General features: G+C 60.8%; 22 protein-coding genes. 12 read left to right on the top strand and 10 right to left on the bottom strand.

Going from position 1 to position 20,529, the window contains the following annotated elements; translation table 11 throughout:
• Nucleotides 1–29: 29 nt before the first annotated feature.
• Entirely contained in the window at nt 30–530 is a 501-nt protein-coding gene (locus BLU28_RS14530; protein ID WP_022563457.1) for a hypothetical protein, read from the bottom strand.
• A gap of 75 nt (nt 531–605) precedes the next feature.
• Nucleotides 606–980 (bottom strand): PAS domain-containing protein, encoded by a 375-nt coding sequence (locus tag BLU28_RS14525; RefSeq protein WP_006698082.1) that lies wholly within the window; start codon nt 978–980, stop codon nt 606–608.
• A gap of 207 nt (nt 981–1,187) precedes the next feature.
• Between BLU28_RS14525 and BLU28_RS14520 the strand changes: the two genes are divergently transcribed.
• The 7 genes from BLU28_RS14520 (at nt 1,188) to BLU28_RS14490 (ending at nt 6,587) form a co-directional block, all read left to right on the top strand.
• Nucleotides 1,188–2,090, top strand: coding sequence for an NUDIX hydrolase (locus BLU28_RS14520; RefSeq protein WP_022563456.1), 903 nt, complete (start codon nt 1,188–1,190; stop codon nt 2,088–2,090).
• A 69-nt stretch (nt 2,091–2,159) separates the two neighbouring features.
• On the top strand, nt 2,160–3,131 hold the full coding sequence (nadA, locus tag BLU28_RS14515; protein ID WP_022563455.1) for a quinolinate synthase NadA: 972 nt from the start codon (nt 2,160–2,162) through the stop codon (nt 3,129–3,131).
• Nucleotides 3,128–4,693: an L-aspartate oxidase gene (locus tag BLU28_RS14510; RefSeq protein WP_022563454.1), complete on the top strand. Its 1,566-nt coding sequence runs from the start codon at nt 3,128–3,130 to the stop codon at nt 4,691–4,693. The genes nadA and BLU28_RS14510 overlap by 4 nt, the downstream gene beginning before the upstream one ends.
• A gap of 1 nt (nt 4,694) precedes the next feature.
• Nucleotides 4,695–5,552: a carboxylating nicotinate-nucleotide diphosphorylase gene (nadC, locus tag BLU28_RS14505; protein WP_022563453.1), complete on the top strand. Its 858-nt coding sequence runs from the start codon at nt 4,695–4,697 to the stop codon at nt 5,550–5,552.
• A 135-nt stretch (nt 5,553–5,687) separates the two neighbouring features.
• Entirely contained in the window at nt 5,688–5,939 is a 252-nt protein-coding gene (locus tag BLU28_RS14500; protein ID WP_004437812.1) for a GlsB/YeaQ/YmgE family stress response membrane protein, read from the top strand.
• 12 nt (nt 5,940–5,951) lie between these two features.
• Nucleotides 5,952–6,377 (top strand): DUF3597 domain-containing protein, encoded by a 426-nt coding sequence (locus tag BLU28_RS14495; RefSeq protein WP_004437809.1) that lies wholly within the window; start codon nt 5,952–5,954, stop codon nt 6,375–6,377.
• Between the two features lie 21 nt (nt 6,378–6,398).
• Nucleotides 6,399–6,587, top strand: a complete 189-nt coding sequence (locus tag BLU28_RS14490) for a hypothetical protein (protein ID WP_004437805.1) — start codon at nt 6,399–6,401, stop codon at nt 6,585–6,587.
• Between the two features lie 85 nt (nt 6,588–6,672).
• On the opposite strand, the gene cydX is transcribed toward BLU28_RS14490, so the two are convergent.
• From cydX to BLU28_RS14455, 7 genes are all read right to left on the bottom strand, one after another.
• Nucleotides 6,673–6,795 carry a cytochrome bd-I oxidase subunit CydX gene (cydX, locus tag BLU28_RS14485; RefSeq protein WP_006698088.1) on the bottom strand — a complete coding sequence of 41 codons (123 nt, stop codon included), beginning with the start codon at nt 6,793–6,795 and terminating at the stop codon, nt 6,673–6,675.
• Nucleotides 6,796–6,817: 22 nt separating this feature from the next.
• Nucleotides 6,818–7,975 carry a cytochrome d ubiquinol oxidase subunit II gene (gene cydB, locus BLU28_RS14480; RefSeq protein WP_004437800.1) on the bottom strand — a complete coding sequence of 386 codons (1,158 nt, stop codon included), beginning with the start codon at nt 7,973–7,975 and terminating at the stop codon, nt 6,818–6,820.
• A gap of 6 nt (nt 7,976–7,981) precedes the next feature.
• Entirely contained in the window at nt 7,982–9,559 is a 1,578-nt protein-coding gene (locus tag BLU28_RS14475) for a cytochrome ubiquinol oxidase subunit I (RefSeq protein ID WP_006698090.1), read from the bottom strand.
• Nucleotides 9,560–9,627: 68 nt separating this feature from the next.
• Nucleotides 9,628–11,313: an amino acid ABC transporter ATP-binding/permease protein gene (locus tag BLU28_RS14470; protein WP_022563451.1), complete on the bottom strand. Its 1,686-nt coding sequence runs from the start codon at nt 11,311–11,313 to the stop codon at nt 9,628–9,630.
• Nucleotides 11,310–13,097, bottom strand: coding sequence for a thiol reductant ABC exporter subunit CydD (gene cydD, locus BLU28_RS14465; RefSeq protein ID WP_374709483.1), 1,788 nt, complete (start codon nt 13,095–13,097; stop codon nt 11,310–11,312). The genes BLU28_RS14470 and cydD overlap by 4 nt, the downstream gene beginning before the upstream one ends.
• 13 nt (nt 13,098–13,110) lie before the next feature.
• A complete protein-coding gene (locus BLU28_RS14460) occupies nt 13,111–13,689 on the bottom strand; it encodes a GbsR/MarR family transcriptional regulator (RefSeq protein ID WP_022563449.1) in 579 nt (192 codons plus the stop codon).
• Between the two features lie 459 nt (nt 13,690–14,148).
• Entirely contained in the window at nt 14,149–15,180 is a 1,032-nt protein-coding gene (locus tag BLU28_RS14455) for an L-idonate 5-dehydrogenase (protein ID WP_022563448.1), read from the bottom strand.
• Nucleotides 15,181–15,394: 214 nt separating this feature from the next.
• Between BLU28_RS14455 and BLU28_RS14450 the strand changes: the two genes are divergently transcribed.
• The 3 genes from BLU28_RS14450 to BLU28_RS14440 all read left to right on the top strand — a co-directional run bounded on the left by BLU28_RS14450 (nt 15,395) and on the right by BLU28_RS14440 (nt 18,262).
• On the top strand, nt 15,395–16,150 hold the full coding sequence (locus tag BLU28_RS14450; RefSeq protein WP_022563447.1) for an SDR family oxidoreductase: 756 nt from the start codon (nt 15,395–15,397) through the stop codon (nt 16,148–16,150).
• Between the two features lie 85 nt (nt 16,151–16,235).
• Nucleotides 16,236–17,129, top strand: coding sequence for an NAD(P)-dependent oxidoreductase (locus tag BLU28_RS14445; protein ID WP_034500261.1), 894 nt, complete (start codon nt 16,236–16,238; stop codon nt 17,127–17,129).
• Between the two features lie 149 nt (nt 17,130–17,278).
• Complete coding sequence (locus BLU28_RS14440; protein WP_022563445.1) at nt 17,279–18,262, top strand: aldose 1-epimerase; 984 nt, start codon at nt 17,279–17,281, stop codon at nt 18,260–18,262.
• Nucleotides 18,263–18,279: 17 nt separating this feature from the next.
• Here the strand turns inward: BLU28_RS14440 and BLU28_RS14435 are convergent, their stop codons facing one another.
• Nucleotides 18,280–18,741, bottom strand: a complete 462-nt coding sequence (locus tag BLU28_RS14435) for an Lrp/AsnC family transcriptional regulator (protein WP_003508584.1) — start codon at nt 18,739–18,741, stop codon at nt 18,280–18,282.
• Between the two features lie 166 nt (nt 18,742–18,907).
• Between BLU28_RS14435 and BLU28_RS14430 the strand changes: the two genes are divergently transcribed.
• Nucleotides 18,908–19,621 (top strand): aspartate/glutamate racemase family protein, encoded by a 714-nt coding sequence (locus BLU28_RS14430; RefSeq protein WP_006698095.1) that lies wholly within the window; start codon nt 18,908–18,910, stop codon nt 19,619–19,621.
• Nucleotides 19,622–20,392: a class II glutamine amidotransferase gene (locus BLU28_RS14425; protein ID WP_022563444.1), complete on the top strand. Its 771-nt coding sequence runs from the start codon at nt 19,622–19,624 to the stop codon at nt 20,390–20,392.
• The last annotated feature ends 137 nt before the right edge of the window (nt 20,393–20,529 follow it).

Below are 20,529 nucleotides of genomic sequence, written 5' to 3'. Positions count from 1 at the left end.
CGACCTTCAGTCCCACCTCACGCGGCCATCTATCGCAATAACGCCCGCACATCCTGTCCGTTGATACGGCATTCCAGAGAACGGAGCGCGCCGCTCTCCCCCACCACGCGACATTCGATATATCTGCCGCGCAAACGGTTCTCCAGCGCTTTGAAGGCATTGAGGCCGCAGGCATAACGGCGGCCGTCCGGGGTGGTGCAGACACGGTTTCTCTCCACCTCCTCCACGCCTGCGAGGCGGAACTCCTCGTTTTTGAAGGTGAAGCGGCTGCTGGAGATGACGCGAAGGCGCTGGTCGGCATGCATCTTCAGCGGGAAGGGAGCCGGCGGGGTCGGAACGCGCTCGTATTCCTGCCGGGTGGGGTCAACCCGTACGGGCGAGGTGGTCCACAGCTGTTCGGTGTTGGCCGCAAGTCCTGCCAAGGCGGAGGCAGTCTCGCCATTGACGAGCGAGGCAATACGCATGCCGGCTATGGCGACGCCTATGACCAGGGCGATCTGAAACAGCAAAATTGCGACCTGCCGGACCATGTCACCGCAACATCAAAAACAATGAACAAAATAAAATCGGTCTGACGTCCCCTTGCGAGAGGCCACGGCCGCCCATCACATCAATAGAAGCTTGCCTGCGCTGATATCCCTGACCGTGCCCATGGCCATGATCGGAAGCCGATCGCTGTCGAGGATCACGCGTCCTGTTGTCCGCAGCCAGCGAAAACCACCAGAGGTGAGCTGGATACGGTATTCCTGATCGTAAAACACGCCGTTCGTCAGCGAATTATAGACCGCTTCAGCCACACGCGCCCGGGAGCCGCTTTCGATTTGCGCAATGAAATCCTCTACCGGGATACCGCGGGCGGCCTTTTCCGGACGAACCTCCCGCAGGCGCGCGGCCACGGCATCCAGATAAACCAGATTTTGCCCGATATTCCAGGTGTAGTAACCCACAAGTGTCTCTTCGAGAGATATGTTCTTCAACATCGGCCTTCAACAGTCTGAGATGCTTGTGGCGGGTCTCTACCATAATGGACGATAAACGGCTAACCACAAGAATTCATTCTTTTGTCTGATATAGTATCTTTTTCGGCCGGTCGCTTATCGACAGGCCATTTCGGCCGACATGTTGGCGAAGCGATCTTCCTGTGCCAAAGAAGGTTGACCTTGCCGCCACAGATCACAGGAGCCGCCGTGACCATCGGGCTTGCCCATGCCGAACTCATTGCCGTCGTCACCGCCATTACTGGAGATGAACCGCGCGTGATGACCGTTCGGGCGGGGTCGGCGCTTCCTTCGGGACCCTTCGAATTCGGTCACAGGACGCTTCAAAGCGGCTTGCGGGAATGGATTCACGAGCAGACGCATCATCCCGTCGGTTATCTCGAGCAGCTCTACACCTTCGCCGATCGCGACCGAAACAACGATATTCCGGGCGGCAGAACCATCTCCATCGGCTATCTGGGACTTGTCCGCGAACAGGAGGCCATGGACGGCAAACGTCCTTTCTGGCACGGGTGGTACGATTATTTCCCGTGGGAAGACCATCGCCAAGGACGCCCCGCGGTTCTCGCCAGCATCATCGAGAAGCTGCGGGCATGGGCGGATTCCGACCCATCTTGTAAAAACCAGCGCCACTTGCGGGCCGATTTTACCTTCGGCCTCGACGGCGGCGGCTGGAACGAGGAACTCACCCTTCAGCGCTATGAGCTGCTGTATGAGGCGGGGCTGGTTGAGGAAGCGCAGACCGAACCCCGGATCAATTTCGGAAGGCCGATGTTCGCCGATCACCGCCGCATCCTCGCCACCGGAATTGCCCGGTTGAGGGCCAAAATCAAATACCGGCCGGTGGTATTCGAACTGATGGCCGATACCTTCACGCTGCTGCAATTGCAGCGTGCCGTCGAAGCGTTGGCTGGGCTGACGCTGCACAAGCAGAATTTTCGCCGGCTGATCGAACAGCAGCAACTGGTGGAAGAAACCGGCGACATGGCTACGGAAACCGGCGGACGACCGGCAAAGCTTTTCCGCTTCCGCCAGACCGTCCTCGATGAACGCGCCCTTTCCGGAACGAAACTGCCGCTCTCCCGCAATTGACATATGCTCATAATGAGAATATCTCTTCGTTCTAGATATACTCAAAACGAGCATAAATGGGAGAGCATCGTGAACGAGCAGATTTCCGCCGCAAGCCTTTACGACCGCGTCGCCCGCGTCATTCCCAAGGCCGAATGGATGGGTTTCCAGGACGATGTGGAGGCGATCCTTGAGTTGAAGCGCAAGCGTAATGCCGTCATCCTCGCCCATAATTACCAGACACCTGAAATATTCCACGGTGTCGCCGATATCGTCGGCGACAGCCTTGCCCTTGCCCGCAAGGCGATGGAGGTGGAGGCGGATGTCATCGTTCTCGCCGGCGTGCATTTCATGGCCGAGACGGCGAAGCTGCTCAATCCGGGAAAGACCGTGCTCATTCCGGATATGGCTGCCGGCTGTTCGCTTGCCGATTCCATCACGCCGGAGGATATCGCCCTCCTGAGAAAGGCCTATCCCGGCGTGCCTGTTGTGACCTATGTGAACACGTCCGCCGCAGTGAAGGCGGCGTCCGATATCTGCTGCACGTCGGGTAATGCCCGCCAGGTGGTGGAATCGCTCGGCGTGCCGCGCGTCTTGATGCTGCCGGATGAATATCTGGCGAAGAACGTGGCCATGGAAACCAATGTCGAACTGATCGCCTGGCGCGGCCATTGCGAAGTGCACGAGCTTTTCACCGCCGATGACATCAGGGAGCTGCGGGAAAGCCATCCCGGCGTGATCGTACTGGCGCATCCCGAATGTCCGCCTGAGGTTGTCGAGGCCGCGGATTTTTCCGGCTCTACCGCCGTGATGTCCGACTATGTCGGTCGTGAGCGCCCCGCCCGCGTGGTGCTTCTGACGGAGTGCTCGATGAGCGACAATGTCGCCGTGCATCACCCGGACGTCGAATTTATCCGCCCGTGCAATCTCTGCCCGCACATGAAACGCATCACGCTCGGAAATATCCGCACAGCCCTTGAGGAAAACCGCCACGAAGTGACTGTCGATCAGGCCATCGCCGCCGCCGCCCGTCGCGCGGTGGAAAGGATGCTGGAAGTATGAGCGAGCGCTTGCCGCAGCAGGACTGGACGGCCATCGTCGGCAGCGGCATTGCCGGCCTGATGGCGGCGCTGACACTTGCGCCGCAGCCCGTGCTCCTTCTGACACGTGGTGCGCTTGGCGGCGAAACGTCGAGCGCCTGGGCGCAGGGCGGCATTGCCGCAAGCCTCGGTCCCGATGACAGCGTCGCGCTGCATCTTGCCGATACGCTCGCCGCTGGAGACGGTCTCTGCGATGCGGAAATGGCCGCCGATATCGTTTCCGCCGCCCCTGCTGTCGTCGAGGCGCTGGAGCAGGCCGGGGTGCGCTTCGACCGGGACGCCGATGGCAGGCCCATCTTCGGGCTGGAGGCCGCCCACAGCCGAAGGCGCATCCTGCACGCCGAGGGCGACGGTTCGGGCGCGGCCATCGTCAGGGCTCTCGCCGCCGCCGTTCTGCGCACACCGTCGATCACGGTTCTTGAAGGCACCGAAGTGCGCCGGCTGCTGACACAGGACGGCGCGATTGCTGGCCTCGCCTGCGCCGGACCGAAAGGCGGCTTCGTTCTGCCGGCAACGCGGGTGGTTCTCGCCACCGGCGGCCTCGGCGGCCTCTACGAGGCCACGACCAATCCTTCCGGCAATTTCGGACAGGGCATCATGCTGGCCGCCCGCGCCGGCGCAATCCTTGTCGACATGGAATTCGTACAGTTCCATCCGACGGCGCTTTCTTCAGCGCGGCGGCCGCTGGCGCTGGTCAGCGAGGCGGTGCGGGGCGAAGGCGCACTTCTCCTCAACGAAAGCGGTGAAAGGTTCATGGCCCCTGTTCCCGGCGCGGAACTCGCCTCCCGCGACGTCGTCGCACGCGCGATAGATCGTGAAATCCTGCGCGGCGGCAGGGTGTTTCTTGACGCCCGCAAGGCCCTTGGCTCCGGCTTTTCCGCCCGGTTTCCTGCAATCGACCTGCTCTGCCGGGAGGCTGGAATAGATCCGGCCCGTGAACTGGTCCCCGTCCGCCCTGCCGTGCACTATCATATGGGCGGCATTGCCACGGACGGCAGAGGCCGAAGTTCGGTGCCGGGCCTGTGGGTCGCCGGCGAGGCCGCCTGCACGGGGCTTCACGGCGCCAACCGGCTGGCCAGCAATTCCCTGCTGGAAGCTGCCGCAATGGGTATGCGTGCGGCGCAGGATATCGCCACCCAGCCCTCGTTTGCACCGCCGAGTACCACCGCTTCTGCAACCCGCACGGTGGACCATCCTGCCGCCGATCCCGCCACCGTCCGCGCCATCATATCCCGACATCTCGGTATCGTCAGACATGCGACGGGTCTAACCGAGGCGATCCGGGATTTACTGCCGCTCGTGGAGGGAAAGGACCCGGCATCCGATCCCGCCCTCGTGGGTCTGGCGATCGCCGTTTTTGCCGCCTTGCGGACGGAATCGCGCGGAGCGCATTTCCGCGATGATTTTCCTGGGAAGGATGCGACGGCGACGAGGCGTCGCCTGAGCATGGCAGAGGTGATTGACCGTGCCCATGCCCTTTCCTCGACCAGCCCCTCCTCTTCCAGCTTCGCACGGACCGCCTGACATGACCCTTGCCCCCCTGCCCCGCCTCATCATCGAACCGCTGGTCCGTAACGCCCTTCTGGAAGACCTGGGCCTTGCGGGCGACGTCACTTCTACCGCCGTCATTCCCGCCGATCACCGGTCGGTCGTCGTCATGGCGGCACGCGAAGAGGGTGTCGTCGCCGGGCTTGATGCTGCGGAACTGGCCTTCCAGCTCGTGGACCCCGCCATCACGATAGAGCGGAACGTGCAGGATGGAGCTTCCGTCGCACCAGGCGACACCGTCGCAACGATCAGGGGGCCTTCACGCGGGCTTTTGACGGCAGAGCGTACGGCTTTGAATTTCCTCGGCCACCTGTCGGGCATCGCCTCCGTCACGGCTAAGATCGTCGCGGCCATCGCCGGGACCAATGCTTCGGTCGCCTGCACCCGCAAGACCACACCAGGCCTCCGGGTACTGGAAAAATACGCCGTGCGCGCCGGCGGCGGCATGAACCACCGTTTTGCACTCTATGACGCTGTTCTCATCAAGGACAACCACATCGCCGTGGCGGGCAGCGTGCGTGACGCGATCCGCCGTGCAAAAAAGGGTGTCGGCCATCTCATCAAGATAGAAGTCGAGGTGGATACGCTTTCGCAGTTGCGCGAGGCGATGGATGAAGGTGTCGATGCGGTTCTTCTCGACAATATGACGCCTGAACAGCTGCGCGAAGCGGTGAAAATCGTCGCCGGTCGTGCCATTACCGAAGCGTCCGGCCGCATCACTCCACAGACGGCTGCAGCCATCGCCGCCACGGGCGTCGACCTCATCTCCATCGGCTGGCTGACCCACAGCGCGCCGGTTCTGGATATCGGACTGGATTTCGAGAGCAAAAATTGAAGCCTGCACGCGGCACGGAACAAATTTTCCGCGCCATCGTTATTATCCCGCCTGGGGTCGATTCAAGGCGGGGGGACGTGCGCACAAAGCGGGTCCATATGCCTTTTGACCTCTCTTAGAAAGGAAAGGCCTGTTATGGAAGACGCACAAGTTGGCTGGATTGCAGCAATCATCATTGGCGGCGTAGCTGGTTGGCTCGCCGAACAGTTCATGAAAAGCAATATGGGTGTTTTCATGAACATTATCCTTGGCATTGTCGGTGCCATCGTCGCCAATTTCCTTCTGGGATTGGTGGGCGTTTCGCTCGGCGGCTGGATTGGTTATCTCATTGCCGGTTTCATCGGCGCCTGCATTCTTATTGCCGTCGGGCGTGCATTTCGCCGCTAAGGGGAGGACAGAATGAGCTTTTTCGACAAGATCAAGAACGCGATTTTCGGCAAGGCAGAAGCCGCCCCACAGACTTCGGCTCCGGCCGGCACGCCGACGGGCACTGCCAGCACAACTGCAGCAGCCCCTGCCGCACCGGCGTCACCTGCACCGACAACGGCGGCACCGGCTTCTACCGGCAACGTCGATGTAGCGTCCATCCTGGATGCGGCGGTCAAGAAAAACGGCCAGAAGCTGGACTGGAAGCACTCCATCGTCGACCTTCTCAAGGCCCTCGACCTCGACAGCAGCCTGACCGCCCGAAAGGAACTCGCCAGCGAACTCGGTTACACCGGCGATACCTCGGATTCGGCGACCATGAACATCTGGCTGCACAAGGCCGTCATCAAGAAACTCTCCGAAAACGGCGGCAAGGTTCCGGCCGAACTTCTGGACTGAACCGATAAACGGGAGGCCGCCATGGACGACTATTCCAGCTTGAGGGAGCAGATCGGTCGCGATCTCGACACCCTGCAGGGAACGGAGAACCCGAAATCGATCTTCGAAATCGCCGACGATTACCTTTTGGGAGATCCGGGTCTGAAGCGAACCATCGTCGAAGACATTATCAAGGAAGAAGCGGACAAGCGCGGTATTGCTATCCACTGAAGCAGCGCCTAGCGGGCACCGGCATTAAAAAAGGGGCGGCATCCGGTTTGGATGCCGCCCCTTTCGTGTCGCGCACATCAAGCCGCTATCTATCCAGCTTGGCTTCGGCCTTTTTCGCGTTTTCTTCCATCAACTCATACCACATCGCATTCATGACGGCGAAGATGGCGGCGAGAGGCAGGCCGAGCAGCCAGGCGAAGTACCACATGTTCGATCTCCTTCTTTCTTGATCAATAAGCATGACCGCTGTCATCGCGGATCGCCTTTTCATCCACCTTGCCCCACAGCACCCGATAGACCCACGAGGTGTAGGCGACGATGATCGGGATGAAGATGAGGGCGACGACCAGCATGATGAACAGCGTCATATGGCTGGAGGACGCGTCCCATACCGTCAGGCTCGATTTCGGATCGACCGAAGACGGAAGGATGAAAGGAAACATCGTGAGGCCCACCGTCGAGATGATGCCGAAGATTGCGAGCGAACTGGCAAGCAGCGCCATCACCTCCCGGCGCAGCGTCAACAACAGCAATGCGACGAGCGGAAAAACAAGGCCGAGGGCCGGCGCCAGCATCATCCATGGATGCGCTGCATAATTGGAGAACCAGACCCCGGTTGCAATCTCCACCGTCTTTGACAAGGGATTGGACGGTCCATCGGTCACGACTTCCGAGGTGAAGCGATAACCATCGATACCAAGCCACAGAAGAACGCCGCCAAGCGCGAAGAGAACGGTGGTGGCAAGTGCGGCGACGGAGCCGAAACTGCGGGCGCGGGCCGCCACCGGACCATCCGTTTTCAGTACCAGCCATGCGGCGCCATGCATGACCAGCATGGCGACGGATACAAGCCCGCAGAGAATGGCGTAGGGGTTCAGAAGTTCAAACAGCGTCGTCCCGTCATAGAAAATCCTGAGATCGTCATTGAGGTGGAAGGGAACACCCTGCAGTACGTTGCCGATCGCCACGCCGAAGATAAGCGAAGGAACGAAGCCGCCGATGAAGAGCGCCCAGTCCCAGCCGGTGCGCCATGCGGTGCTCTCGCGCTTGGACCGATATTTGAAACCGACCGGCCGCAGGATCAGTGCAAACAGGGTGGCGAACATGGCCAGATAGAACCCCGAGAATGACACCGCATATAGCGGCGGCCAGGCCGCGAAGATCGCTCCGCCACCAAGGATGAGCCAGACCTGATTACCCTCCCAGACCGGGCCGATGGAATTGATGACGACACGCCGCTCCACATCCGTTTTCGCCACGAAGGGCAACAGCGCGCCGGTGCCGAGATCGAAACCGCCGGTCACGGCAAAACCGATCAGCACCACGCCAAGCAGCAGCCACCAGATGATGCGGAGGATTTCGTAGTCGATGAGTTGGTGCAATATCATGATCGTTTACTCCGCAGCGACGAGTTTTTCAGGAACGAGCGGCGCTTCCGGCTGATGGTCCGGATCGGGGCCCTTGCGGATCGCTTTCAACATCAGGCCCATCTCGACGATGAACAGCACCGTGTAGATGGCGATGAAGCACAGGAGCGTGATGAGGACAGTGGACGCGCTGAGACTGGAGACGGCGGCTGCGGTCGGCAACACGCCCTCGATGATCCATGGCTGGCGGCCGAACTCGGCCACGACCCAGCCCATTTCCGCCGCGATCCATGGCAGCGGAATGGCGAATACCGCCACCTTCAGCAGCAACGGGTAATGATCCAGCCGGCGGCGGGCCGAAAGATAGAAGAAGGTCGCGGTCAGAAGGATGAAGAACATGCCGAGACCAACCATGATGCGGAACGACCAGAAGAGCGTCGGCACATGCGGGATGGTATCCGCCGCCGCCTTGGCGATCTGCTCTTCGCTCGCCTGACGAGGATCGTCCACGTAGCGTTTCAGCAGCAGGGCGTAACCGAGCTCATGGCCGAGTTCCGCGAAGGTGCCGCGCACCTCTTCCGGCAATTCGGCGCCCTTGCCGGTGGCGCGAATCTGCATCAGGGCATCATAGGCCTTGATGCCGTCGCGGATGCGGGTTTTGGCCTGCTCCACGAGATCGTTGATACCGGGAATTTCCGTATCGAGCGAGCGTGTGCCGATGAGGCCCATGACCCACGGGATCTTCACGGCAAAATGTGTCTCGCGCGATTCCTGATCCGGAAAGCCGATGGCGGTGAACGGGGCCGGCGCAGGCTCCGTCTCCCACATGGCTTCGATGGAGGCGAGCTTCATCTTCTGGTGTTCGGTCGAAAGATAACCACTTTCATCACCCAGCACGACGACGGACAGCGCGGACGCCAGGCCGAATGAGGCAGCAACCGTCATCGAGCGTTTGGCAAGATCGACATGGCGGCCTTTCAGCACATACCAGGCGGAAACGCCGAGCACGAAGATGGATGCCGTGACATAACCGGCGGAAACCGTGTGAACGAACTTCGCCTGCGCCACCGGGTTGAACAGGACTTCAAAGAAGTCAGTTACTTCCATGCGCATGGTCTGGGGATTGAAGGCGGAGCCCGTGGGGTTCTGCATCCAGCCATTGGCGATCAATATCCAAAGCGCTGAGAAATTGGAGCCGAGGGCCACGCACCATGTCGCGACGAGATGGCCGAGCTTCGACAGTTTATCCCAGCCGAAAAAGAACAGACCGACGAAGGTGGCTTCCAGGAAGAAGGCCATCATGCCCTCGATCGCCAACGGCGCACCGAAGATATCGCCGACATAATGGCTGTAGTAACTCCAGTTCATACCGAACTGGAATTCCATGACGATGCCCGTGGAGACGCCCAGCACGAAATTGATACCGAACAGGGTGCCCCAGAATTTCGTCATCTGCCGCCAGATTGTGCGGCCGGTCATGACATAGACCGTTTCCATGATGGCGATCACCACCGATAGTCCGATCGTCAGGGGAACGAACAGAAAGTGATAGAGAGCCGTCACCGCAAATTGCAGGCGCGACAGCGCCACTATGTCGAGTTCCATGGTCTTATCCACCTTTTCCGGAAGGCCGGCCTTCCATTTGTAAGACGACGCCGGCTCTCAAAAAAATCTCAGTCCGGGCGCAATGTGTTCAGCACTACGCCGTATTCCGGAGTGCCGCTTTGACATTCATCAAATTGACGCCCCTCTTTCAGCACGACGATGCGGTCTGCGAATTCCGCCTCGCGGCGATTATGGGTGATGACCACGACGGTCCTGCCCTCCGCCGAGGCAAACAGGCGGGCAAGCACGTCGCGGGCGGTCTCGCCGTCCAGCCCTTCCGTCACCTCGTCGAGAAGCCAGAGGGGCTTGTCGGTGAGCAGGAAGCGGGCCAGCGCAAGCCGGCGCGACTGGCCGCCGGAAAGCCCCTGTCCCGCTTCGCCAAGCCTCGCCTCCAGTCGACCCGGCATGGCCTTGACGTGTTCGGCAAGGCCCGCCGCCGTGAGGACCTCCCACAACTGGCTCTCGGTCGCGGCAGGATTTGCCAGCCTTAGATTGTCGGCGATGCTGTCGCGGAAGATCTGGCTTCTCTGTGTCATAGGGCTGGACGGCAGCGCGCTGACCGTGCCTGCCGACGGCTGCAATTCGCCCGCCAGCAGCTGGATGAGGCTTGTCTTGCCCGCGCCGCTTGGACCGACGATCGCAAGCCTTTCTCCGGCGCAGATCTCAAGCTCGATACCGGTCAGCACTACTTTGCCTTCACGTTCGAGGCGCACGCCCTGAAGCTTGGCCGCAATGCCGCCAGCCGGCAGGGGCGGACAGTGCAACGCAGCTGCAGGCGCGAGCCGTGGTGCAATGCGGCGTGCGGAAAAAAGCGTTCGTCCCAGTTCCATCGCACCACGGCGCAGCGCCGTGAACGGCTCCAGCGCTGCCAGACAGACCAGCAGGCCAAGCGCCGCGGCGGGCGCACCGAGCTTTTCCTGCTCCGCCAGCCAGGCCACGCCGAGAAGCGTCGCGCTCAAAAGTACCGCCGTTGCAACGCCGAAGGAAAACCCGGCATTCGTCTCAATGCGGTTCAAAGCTTCATCACAATCGAGCAGATAATCATCGGCCCGTTTCACCGCCTCGACCTGTGAGGCAAGCCGGCCGGCCACGAGCAGTTCCGCCTGCCCGCCGACAAGATCCGCCGCGCGAGCGCGTAGCGCCTCCAGACCGACCGCCCTTCGGCGCGAGAATTTCTCCGCCCGCACAGCTGCGCGCACCGCAATACCGAGGCCGGAAGCGACAAGAAACAATGCAGCCAGAAGACCGGCAAGCGGATCGATGAAAGCAAGCCAGATGCCGGTTGCGATCGCCGCAAGGGCCGCGACGGCCGCGGGAAGCAGCACACGCAGGTAGAGTGAATCCAGCGCATCGATATCCGCTGTCAGCCGGTTCAAAAGGCGCGCCGGCCTTGCCTGGAGATTTTTCGCCGCCTGCGGCGCTGCAAAACCGCGAAACAGCTTTTCCCGAAGTGCCGCGAGGATGGAAAGCGTGGCCTCGTGGGTCGTCATGCGCTCACCATACCGCGCGGCGGTGCGGGCCAGCGCGAGAAGGCGAATGGCGGCTGAAGGTGCAAAAACGTCGAAAGCATAAGCTGTCGCCGGAAGCAGGCCGGCAATGGCGGTGGCCGTGATAAACCAGCCGGATATGCCAAGCAGACCGATGCCAGCCAGCACTGTAGTCGCCGCAAGAACCGCACCGGCCAGCAACATGCCGCTCCGTGCCGACCAGAAGAGGGCGATAACGGGTTTCAATATGGCGAAGCGTGACATCATGAGGGATCTCCCGATCTCACCGCCGCCATATCCACGACCCTGTCCATGCGCGCGGCCAGCACCGGATCATGGGTCGCGACGATCAACGTCCTTCCCTTTGCCAGTTGCAGCAGGTTTTCCGTAACGAGTTCGGCCGTCTCGCGGTCGAGATGCGCCGTTGGCTCATCGGCCAGAATGAGCCGTGCGGCGGGGTCGGCGAAGGCACGGGCAATGGCGAGCCGCACCGCTTCACCGCCGGAAATGCCATGGCCGCCATCTCCCACCGGCAGATGCCCGCGGGAAGACGACAATTGATCGAGGCCGGTGCTTTCAAGCGCCTTGTCAACCATGCTCCGCGTGATGCCGGCCCGGCCGAAGCGAATGTTCGCCTCCAGCGAGCCGGCTGTGAAAAACGGCTTCTGGCCAATCCACCCGATGGATTTGCGCAGTATGTCCGCCGTCTCATCGCCGAGTACGGTGCCGCCGATTTTTATCGTGCCGCCCTGTGCCTTGGCGAGCCCGGCAATAAGGGAGAGCACCGTGGATTTGCCGCAACCGGAGGGTCCGAGAAGTGCCACTGTTTCACCCGCCCGGACATTGAAATCGAAATTTCGAAGCACGGGCGATGCACCGGGATAGGCGAAGGTCAGGTCATGCATATCCACGGTTGCCGGCGTCGCAACTGTCACGTCCGGCGCGTCCTTGCCCGTGCCTGCAATAGCCGCCCCACCCTTCGCCAGATTGTCGAGCGCGCCGAGCGCAGCCTCGCCGGCCGCCCGGTCGTGCCAGACGGCGGACAATTCCCGCAGAGGCTCGAAAAATGCTGGCGCGAGAAGCAAGATGAAAAGACCTTCGGCAAGCGTCAGTTTCTGACCCCACGCGCCGAAATCGAGAAAGCCGAGCAGATGGAAACCAATGTAAACGGCGGTCATGGCGACGCCGAGCGCCGCGAAAAGCTCAAGCACTGCCGATGAGAGAAAGGCGATCCTGAGCACCGCCATCGTTCGCTTCTTGAGATTCTGCGCATCGGCGCTCAGGCGTGTGGCCGTTAGATCGACCGCTTCCAGCGCCCGAATCGTTTCCAGCCCGCGCAGCCGGTCGAGCAGGAAGGCGTTCATATTGCCGGCCTCAACAAGCTGCTTTTCACTGGCGGCCTTGGCCTGCCAGCCAATCAAAGCCATGAACAGCGGAATGGTCGGCATGGCAAGCAAAAGCACCAGCGCCGCGATCCAGCTGAACGGAAGGATGACGAGGGCATATGCCACGGGAACGATCGTTGCCTTCATCCTTGCCGGCTGAAAACGGGAAAGATAGGGCACCAGTGCCTCCGACGTTTCGGCGACGACAGCTGCCACCTCACCGGAAGCCGTTCGCGAGAGGTCGAGCGGGGAGACCCTGGCGAGGGCGTGGAGCGCTTCCAGCCGCCGCTGCGAAAGAGCCGCCCGCGCTATACGGAACGACATGCGCGCTGCGGTTTTTTCCAGAAGGGCCTTGAGGATACCGAGAAGAAAAATGGCGGCAGCCGGCGGCAGGAGCGCCATCATTGGCGCACCATCAGCAATTTTTCCGACGGAAAAGGCAAGCAGACCCGCCTGTGGCAACCAGAACAGCGAAACGAGAACATGCAGCAGGGAAGCCGATCTTGCCGCCGCCGGTGCGTGCATTTTTTGCGGGGTGGGCGCTTTATCGGCGCGGGGCTTGCGGCCAGGAATGGAAAAGACCCGCCGCGTACCGAGCGACAGTGCAACCGGCGCGGAACAGCCGTCATCGCGGCTGTCGGCCAAGGGAGGGGTCTGGGCTGACATGGTCATGATCGCCTTAGCCGTCCTTTTTCGCGACGCGGGGCCGACCAAGGGAAACGATCTTGTCCTTGGCCTCCAGAAGCTTGGTGACTTTGGAGCCGAGCGCCAGAAGAGAAGCCAGCCGTTCCGTCTCCAGCCTTTTCACATCGTCATACCAACCCGTGAGCTGCTCGATCAGCGTCTTCATCTCATCGATACGCCTCTGCGCATGACGCTCATCTTCGTTTTCCGGCGTTTCCATCAGGATTTCCCGAAGCACGCTGAGGGTCGGATCGATTTCGCGTTTCTTGCGCTCCTCAGCAAGCGTTCGCAGGATGTGCCAGACATCCTCAGGCGTCGTGAAAAAATCACGCCTGTCTCCGGGGAAGTGCTTGAGGATTGCCAGGTTCCAGGCTTGCAGTTCCTTGAGGCTCATCGACACGTTGGACCGCGAAATGCCGAGCGCCTCCACAATATCGTCCGCGCAGAGCGGCTGTGGCGATATGTAAAGCAGAGCATAAACTTGGCCGACAGTGCGGTTGATGCCCCAGCGGCTGCCCATCTCACCGAAATGCAGCACGAAGGACTGAACGAGTGGAGAGAGATTGGAAGGCATTTCTCTTCCTTCTGAATTTTCAGTAATTTCTGAAATTTCGATAACGCAAAAATCGACTGGCGGCAAATCACCTTTTTGACCTGCGTCAAAATGTGCAAATGGGCAGAGACGACGCTGGTATAGACGGTCCTGGGTGCAGTCCGGGCAAAATATGCGGCAGTCGTGTTGGGGGTATGACAGGCTGGAGCGTTTGCTGGCGTCCGTCACTTTCCCTCCGTCATTCCGGTCTTGAGCCGGAATCCAGCCAGCCCAAGTCCTTGGGCCGCAAGGACTCTCTCGTCGCGCAGACGCGTGTCGGCTGGATTCCGGCTCAAGGCCGGAATGAAGTCTCCGAAGCAGTCGATGATATCGATAACATCTACGCGAGTCGCTACGACCAACAATCAGCCCAAAAAAATTGGCGGCGGGATAACCCGCCGCCAATCGAAACGTCGGCGTATTCGCACGTAGAAACCTTGCTTACGAGAAAGCGATCTGAACCTTCATGGCGCGGCTGCGGTCGGAAGCGAATTCGAAGGCCGAGATGGCATCGGCGAGATCAACGGTCTGGGTGATGAAAGGTTTGACATCGATCAGGCCCTTTTGCATCAATTCAACGCCGGTTGCGAATTCCTCATGGAAGCGGAAGGAACCGCGCAGATCGAGTTCCTTGGCGGTGATCGCCATCATCGGCAAGCTCATATCGCCGCCAAGGCCAAGCTGGACGATGATGCCGCGCGGGCGAAGCGCCGCGATGCCGCCGGCAAGCGCCACGGCGGCGCCTGAGCATTCATAGAGAATATCGAAGGTTCCCTTGTTCGCACCGTAGGCGGCAAGCGCGTCGGGCTCGTCCTTGCTATTGATGACGCGATCCGCACCCGCCTCACGCGCCTTGCCAAGCGTGAAATCGGAAAGATCGGTGGCGACGATCTCAGCTGCACCGGCGCGGCGCGCGGCCAGAATGGAGAGGATACCGATCGGGCCGCAGCCCGTGACCAGCACACGTTTTCCCAGCATATCACCGGCTCGGCGGGTGGCGTGCAGCGTTACCGCCAGCGGTTCCGCCATGGCGGCCTCACCGGCGCTCAGGCCATCGGCCGGCACGCATTGCAGGGCATCGGCCACCAGGACCTCGCGGAAGGCGCCCTGAATATGCGGGAAAGGCATGGCGCTGCCATAAAACCGCATGTTCAGGCACTGGTTGTGCAGGCCTTCCTGGCAGAAGCGGCAGGTTCGGCACGGGCGGGATGGCGAAACCGCAACCAGACCACCGATCTTCAGCCCATCGACGCCTTCGCCCAGTTCCTCAATGACGGCGGAGACCTCATGGCCCAGCACCATCGGTTCACGCAGCCGCACGGCGCCGAAACCGCCATGATTGTAATAGTGCAGATCACTGCCGCAGATTCCGCCCCTGGCCAGACGGAGCCGCACCTCACCCGGTCCCGGCTTTTCCTCCGGCCGGTCTTCGATGCGCACATCCTTTGCCCCGTGGGCGACAATCGCTTTCATGACAACTCCCGTTCAAGCGCGCGCCATTATGGCGCATAAAATTCTTCATCCCATTGCTGCCGCAAGATGCGCCTCGACGCGCCTTGTCAGTTCGCCACCCGCCCGATACGTACCGAAAGCGGGCGCATCAGCCTTGACATCCGCCCTCAAACGGATGAATGTTATCGGTAACATATACTTTCAAGAATGCAATGTCGAGAGACTGGAGGAAACAGTGGGCCTTAATTTGTTCGATCTTTCCGGCCGCCGCGCCCTGATCACGGGTTCGTCCCAGGGCATCGGGTTGGCGCTGGCGCACGGGCTGGCGGAAGCAGGGGCGGAAGTGGTGCTGAACGGGCGCGATGAGGTGAAGCTGAAGGCGGCGGCAGCGGGCATCAAGGGTGCCAGAACGCTTGCCTTCGATGCTACCGATCACGGCGCGGTGCGCGAGGCGATCGACCGTTTCGAAGCGGAGGTCGGCCCCATCGATATCCTCGTCAACAATGCCGGTATGCAACACCGAACGCCGCTGGAGGATTTTCCGGCGGATGCCTTCGAGCGCCTGCTGCAAACCAACGTCGCCTCGGTGTTTCACGCCGGGCAGGCTGCCGCGCGCCACATGATCGGCCGCGGCCGTGGCAAGATCATCAACATCGCCAGCGTGCAGACCGCCCTTGCCCGCCCCGGCATCGCCCCCTACACCGCCACCAAGGGTGCCGTTGGCAACCTGACAAAAGGCATGGCGACGGACTGGGCCAAATATGGACTGCAGTGTAACGCCATTGCGCCCGGTTATTTCGACACCCCGCTCAACGCCGCCCTTGTTGCGGACGAGACCTTTTCGGCATGGCTTGAAAAGCGTACGCCGGCCGGTCGCTGGGGCAAGGTCGAAGAGCTCGTCGGCGCCTGCATTTTCCTGTCGTCCGATGCCTCATCCTTCGTGAACGGCCACATTCTCTACGTCGACGGCGGCATTACCGCCTCGCTTTGACACCCCAGGCCCGGATGGCCGGCTGCACCGCCATCCGGGCTTGAACGACGACACCACGACGCTTTGGGAGGAGGCCGTGACCACCATGACCGAGAAGAACAAAGTTGCACTGATCGGCGCAGGCGCCATGGGCGGGGCGATCGGGACACGGCTCATAGAGACCGGCAATCAGCTGACGGTTTTCGATCTGGATGCGGAAAAGGTGGCGGCACTGACGAGCCTCGGCGCGCAGAGCGCGAGCACAGCGGCGGAAGCAGCGTCGATTTCCGATGTGGTCATTCTCAGCCTCAATTCGCCCAAAATCGTTCGCATCGCCGTCTTCGGCAAGGATGGCGTCGCGGCGGGGGCGAAGCCCGGCACGCTCATCATCGACATGTCTTCCATCGATCCGGAAGCCACAAAGGAACTTGCAGCCGATGCCGCCGAAAAGGACCTGCGCTGGGTGGACAGCCCGCTTTCGGGCGGCGCGCCCAAGGCGCTTGTCGGCCAACTGACGCTTATGGCCGGGGGCAGCGAAAAGGATGTGGCCGATGCGCATCGCGTGCTGCGACATGTGGCCACCAATTACACCCATATGGGACCCTGCGGCGCAGGGCAGACCACGAAACTCATCAACCAGGTTCTGTGCGGTCTGAACTTCCTTGCTGTAGCGGAAGCGACGCAACTGGCGCTGGACGCCGGCGTCGATGCCGCAAAAATTCCGCAGGCACTGAAGGGTGGCCGCGCCGACAGCGCCATCCTGCAGGAGTACATGCCGCGTTACGTGGCAAGGGATTACCGCCGCACCGGCCGGATCGACAATATGGTGAAGGACCTGAACGGCGCGCAGGATCTCGCCCGACGCACCAACACGGCCATGCCGCTGACGGCTGTTTGCGCCGAGGTGCACCGGATGCTCACGGCAGCAGGGCTCGGTGGAGAGGACCAGGCAGCGCTTATGGAGTTTTTCAGCGGCGCAAAGCGAAGCTTTCCGGACTGATTGACCGGCAGACAGGGGATGGCAGGAGCCTGTTGATACAGTCCCTGCGAGCCATTGCGAAATTGTCTTTCAGCGAAGATGATCAGGCGAATCGGCACGGCAGTGGCCCCGATGACAGCAGACGCATGTATGCAAAGGACAATTTCCCGATGACCACCTCCGCGACAGGCACGGGAATTGCCAGTCTGACCGTTTCCGGAACCGGTTTCATTGCCGAAATCGCTTATCAAGGGGCGACGCTTCTGAGCTGGCGGCCGGTCTCTGCCGATGGCAGCGGAGGCGAAAATCTCGTCGACGGATATTCGACGCCCGCCGAAATGCAGTCCCAAAATGGCGTGAGGAACGGCATTCTCGCGCCCTTCTCCAACCGCATCCTGGATGGTCGGTTTAGTTTTGCCGGGCAGACGCACCGCATTGAGCCGGTGCTTGCCCATGAAGCCCTCGTCTTCCACGGATTTGCCAGAGCCCTGCCCTTCGTCCTCGCCCAGTCATCGGAGGAAAACGGCACTCATACTCTCATCTTCCGTGCCGAAATATCGCCTGCGGATTTCAGCGGTTACCCTTACCGTCTCGCCATCGAAGTGGAATATCGCTTCGTCGGCCGTGACGTTACCATCGACATACGCGGCATCAACCGCGACGGCCGGCCCCTGCCCTTCGCCGCCGGCTGGCATCCCTATTTCCGCCTGCCCGGCACCACGTCCATCGACGACCTTCTCCTCACTCTGCCTTCGCGAACAGCAATTGAAACAAACGAGTATCTCATCCCCCTGCGAAACCCACAGGGCGGGTTACTCAAACGGAACGACACCCTTTTTCTCCATACCCCGCTGGCCGGGCATGTGGTCGATGCCTGTTTCACCGATCTGATTGCATCCGCAAACGGGCTTTACGAGACGAGGCTCGAAAACCCGCATGACGGCTCAAGCCTGACGATCTGGCAGGAGCGTGGGCACATGCATGTCTTTACCGGGGATACGCTCGCACGCGACAGGCGGCGCTCCATCGCGCTCGAACCCGTGGAAACGCCGACCAACGCCTTCAACCAGACGGAACTCGCGGATGCAATCACGCTGCAACCGGGCGAGACGCGAAGCTTCCGCTTTGGCGTCCGTTTCAAGGCAGCACGCTGATCAAGGTTCGATAGCCCTCAGATATGCGTCGTCGGCAGCGAAGACGACAGTTTCACCGTCTCCATGGAGATATAGGCGGACATGTCGTAAAGCTGCACGCGGCGCAGAATCTGTTTGTAGACCGTGTCGTAATATTCGACATTCGGCAGTACGAGCTTCAGAATATAATCAAAATTGCCGGTAAGCCGGTGAACCTCGACGATTTCAGGGATGGTGCTGACCGCGGCATGGAACCGGTCCAGCCAGTCCTCCGCATGAAGGCCCGTTCTTACCAGCAGGAAAACCGTGGTCGGAAGATTGATCTTCCGCCGGTCGAGCAGCGCCATGGTGCCTGTCACGTAACCTTCCGTTCGTAGCCGCGTGATGCGGCGCGAACAGGCCGATAGCGACAGGGAAACTTCCTCTGCGATATCGGCGAGCGGGGTTTCGGCATTTTCCTGGAGAATCGCAAGGATTCGGCGGTCGCGGTCATCAATCATCAGTGAACAATGCACGGGTTAATGGAAGCGCGCAAGAAATTTGCGACATCGGGACAGAAAGCGCGCCGAGTTTGCATCCAGGCCACGAAAACTGCGCAAAAACGCATGCCGTTTTCGTTGCGACGATGGCATTCTTATTTCAATCAAAGTTGAAAAGGGAACTCTTATGAAACGGATCGGCCTGATCGGCGGCATGAGCTGGGAATCCACCGCAACCTATTACCGCATGATCAACGAGGCGGTTCGCGACAGCCGCGGCGGTCTGGTCTCGGCCGATATCGTCATGCATTCGCTCGATTTTTCCGAGGTCGTCGCCCTTCAGAAGGCAGACCGCTGGGATGAGGCCGGCGCGCTTCTGGGTGCAGCAGGCGCGCGCCTTGCCAATGCCGGCGCCGATTGTGTACTGATCTGCACCAATACCATGCATCTCGTTGCCGACACCGTTGCGAAAATGTCCGGCGTGGCGCTGATTGACATCATCGACGAGACCGCAGCCGCCCTGAAAACGGACGGACGCCGCAAGCCGCTGCTGCTCGCCACCCGCTACACGATGGAACACGGTTTCTACACGGACCGGATGCGCCGCCACGGCGTCGACGTGGTCGTGCCGGATGCCGAAGACAGGGCCGCCATCCACGACATCATCTTCGGTGAATTGTGCCAGGGCGAGATCAAGTCCTGCTCGCGTGACCGCTATCTTGCGGTCATCGAGAAGGCTCGCGCACTCGGCGTTGATTCCGTCATTCTCGGTTGCACCGAAATTTCCCTGCTGATCGATCCCGACGCCCTGCCGCTGCCGGGTTACGATTCGACCGCCATTCACGCGAAGGCCGCCGTCGGTTTTGCGCTCGGAGACAAGGCATTCGATAGAGCTGCATGAATGTGCCGCCTCTTTGCCTATTCCGGTGAACCGGTCTGGCTCGACAGCCTGCTGATCGAGCCGGAAGCCTCGCTGGTCAGCCAGTCCATGGCAGCAAGGGAAGCCAAGACCGTCGTTAATGGTGATGGTTGCGGCCTTGGCTGGTATGGCGAACGCGGAACGCCCGGCGTCTTTCGCGACACGCGCCCCGCCTGGTCAGACGCCAATCTCGCAGCACTTTGCCACCAGCTTCGATCGGGCATGTTCATGGCGCATGTGCGATCCGCCACGTCGGGCGAAGTCTCGCGCGCCAATTGCCACCCCTTTGCGCATGGGAAATACCTTTTCATGCATAACGGCCAGATCGGTGGCTATGAGCAGATCAGGCGCGATATCGATTCCCTTATCCCCGATGACATCTATGCATCCCGACGCGGCACCGGCGATAGCGAAGCGATCTTCTTGATTGCCGCCGGCCATGGCCTTGAGGTGGACCCGGTCAATGCCATCTCTACCGCGCTGCGGCTTTGCCAGGAAAAGATGATGGCGGCAGGTGTCTCTTCCGCATTGAGATTCAGCGCCGTTCTGATGGATGGTGATTGCGTTCACGCCTTCCGCTGGTCAAGCGATGACAAGCCGCCGACACTTTACTGGCGCGGTCTGGACGAAGGCATTGCGTTGAGTTCGGAACCCTTTTCCTTCGATTGTGCTCCCTGGTGCGCCGTTCCACCAAATACCAGCGTGACGATCCGCGCCGGAAAAATGACGACACAGGCTTTTTTCCTTCCGTAATCCCGGCTTTGCTGGCCGCATTTTCCCGGTTTCGCGGCGTCGCTTCCGTCGACCGGTGCGGCTGCCGCGATGCCTCGTTTATTTTCATTGAATTTTTGCAGCCGCGAAGGCTAGTGTGTGGTCCATGGCGTCGGATC

It is taken from the genome of Agrobacterium pusense, from assembly GCF_900102105.1.
GTDB classification, from domain to species: Bacteria; Pseudomonadota; Alphaproteobacteria; order Rhizobiales; family Rhizobiaceae; genus Agrobacterium; species Agrobacterium pusense.
The sequence above is the reverse complement of the archived record's forward strand: the minus strand, read 5'-3'. Positions and strand labels throughout refer to the sequence as shown.

Bases quoted from the DNA above. Each gene is read 5' to 3' on its own strand.
- BLU28_RS14425 (WP_022563444.1), top strand. From the start codon at position 19,622: ATGTGCCGCCTCTTTGCCTATTCCGGTGAACCGGTCTGGCTCGACAGC.
- BLU28_RS14445 (WP_034500261.1), top strand. From the start codon at position 16,236: ATGACCGAGAAGAACAAAGTTGCACTGATCGGCGCAGGCGCCATGGGC.
- cydX (WP_006698088.1), bottom strand. From the start codon at position 6,795: ATGTGGTACTTCGCCTGGCTGCTCGGCCTGCCTCTCGCCGCCATCTTC.
- cydD (WP_374709483.1), bottom strand. From the start codon at position 13,097: ATGTCAGCCCAGACCCCTCCCTTGGCCGACAGCCGCGATGACGGCTGT.
- BLU28_RS14475 (WP_006698090.1), bottom strand. From the start codon at position 9,559: ATGGAACTCGACATAGTGGCGCTGTCGCGCCTGCAATTTGCGGTGACG.
- BLU28_RS14470 (WP_022563451.1), bottom strand. From the start codon at position 11,313: ATGATGTCACGCTTCGCCATATTGAAACCCGTTATCGCCCTCTTCTGG.
- BLU28_RS14430 (WP_006698095.1), top strand. From the start codon at position 18,908: ATGAAACGGATCGGCCTGATCGGCGGCATGAGCTGGGAATCCACCGCA.
- BLU28_RS14495 (WP_004437809.1), top strand. From the start codon at position 5,952: ATGAGCTTTTTCGACAAGATCAAGAACGCGATTTTCGGCAAGGCAGAA.
- BLU28_RS14490 (WP_004437805.1), top strand. From the start codon at position 6,399: ATGGACGACTATTCCAGCTTGAGGGAGCAGATCGGTCGCGATCTCGAC.
- BLU28_RS14530 (WP_022563457.1), bottom strand. From the start codon at position 530: ATGGTCCGGCAGGTCGCAATTTTGCTGTTTCAGATCGCCCTGGTCATA.
- BLU28_RS14510 (WP_022563454.1), top strand. From the start codon at position 3,128: ATGAGCGAGCGCTTGCCGCAGCAGGACTGGACGGCCATCGTCGGCAGC.
- BLU28_RS14455 (WP_022563448.1), bottom strand. From the start codon at position 15,180: ATGAAAGCGATTGTCGCCCACGGGGCAAAGGATGTGCGCATCGAAGAC.
- BLU28_RS14440 (WP_022563445.1), top strand. From the start codon at position 17,279: ATGACCACCTCCGCGACAGGCACGGGAATTGCCAGTCTGACCGTTTCC.
- BLU28_RS14435 (WP_003508584.1), bottom strand. From the start codon at position 18,741: ATGATTGATGACCGCGACCGCCGAATCCTTGCGATTCTCCAGGAAAAT.
- cydB (WP_004437800.1), bottom strand. From the start codon at position 7,975: ATGATATTGCACCAACTCATCGACTACGAAATCCTCCGCATCATCTGG.
- BLU28_RS14460 (WP_022563449.1), bottom strand. From the start codon at position 13,689: ATGCCTTCCAATCTCTCTCCACTCGTTCAGTCCTTCGTGCTGCATTTC.
- BLU28_RS14500 (WP_004437812.1), top strand. From the start codon at position 5,688: ATGGAAGACGCACAAGTTGGCTGGATTGCAGCAATCATCATTGGCGGC.
- nadC (WP_022563453.1), top strand. From the start codon at position 4,695: ATGACCCTTGCCCCCCTGCCCCGCCTCATCATCGAACCGCTGGTCCGT.
- BLU28_RS14525 (WP_006698082.1), bottom strand. From the start codon at position 980: ATGTTGAAGAACATATCTCTCGAAGAGACACTTGTGGGTTACTACACC.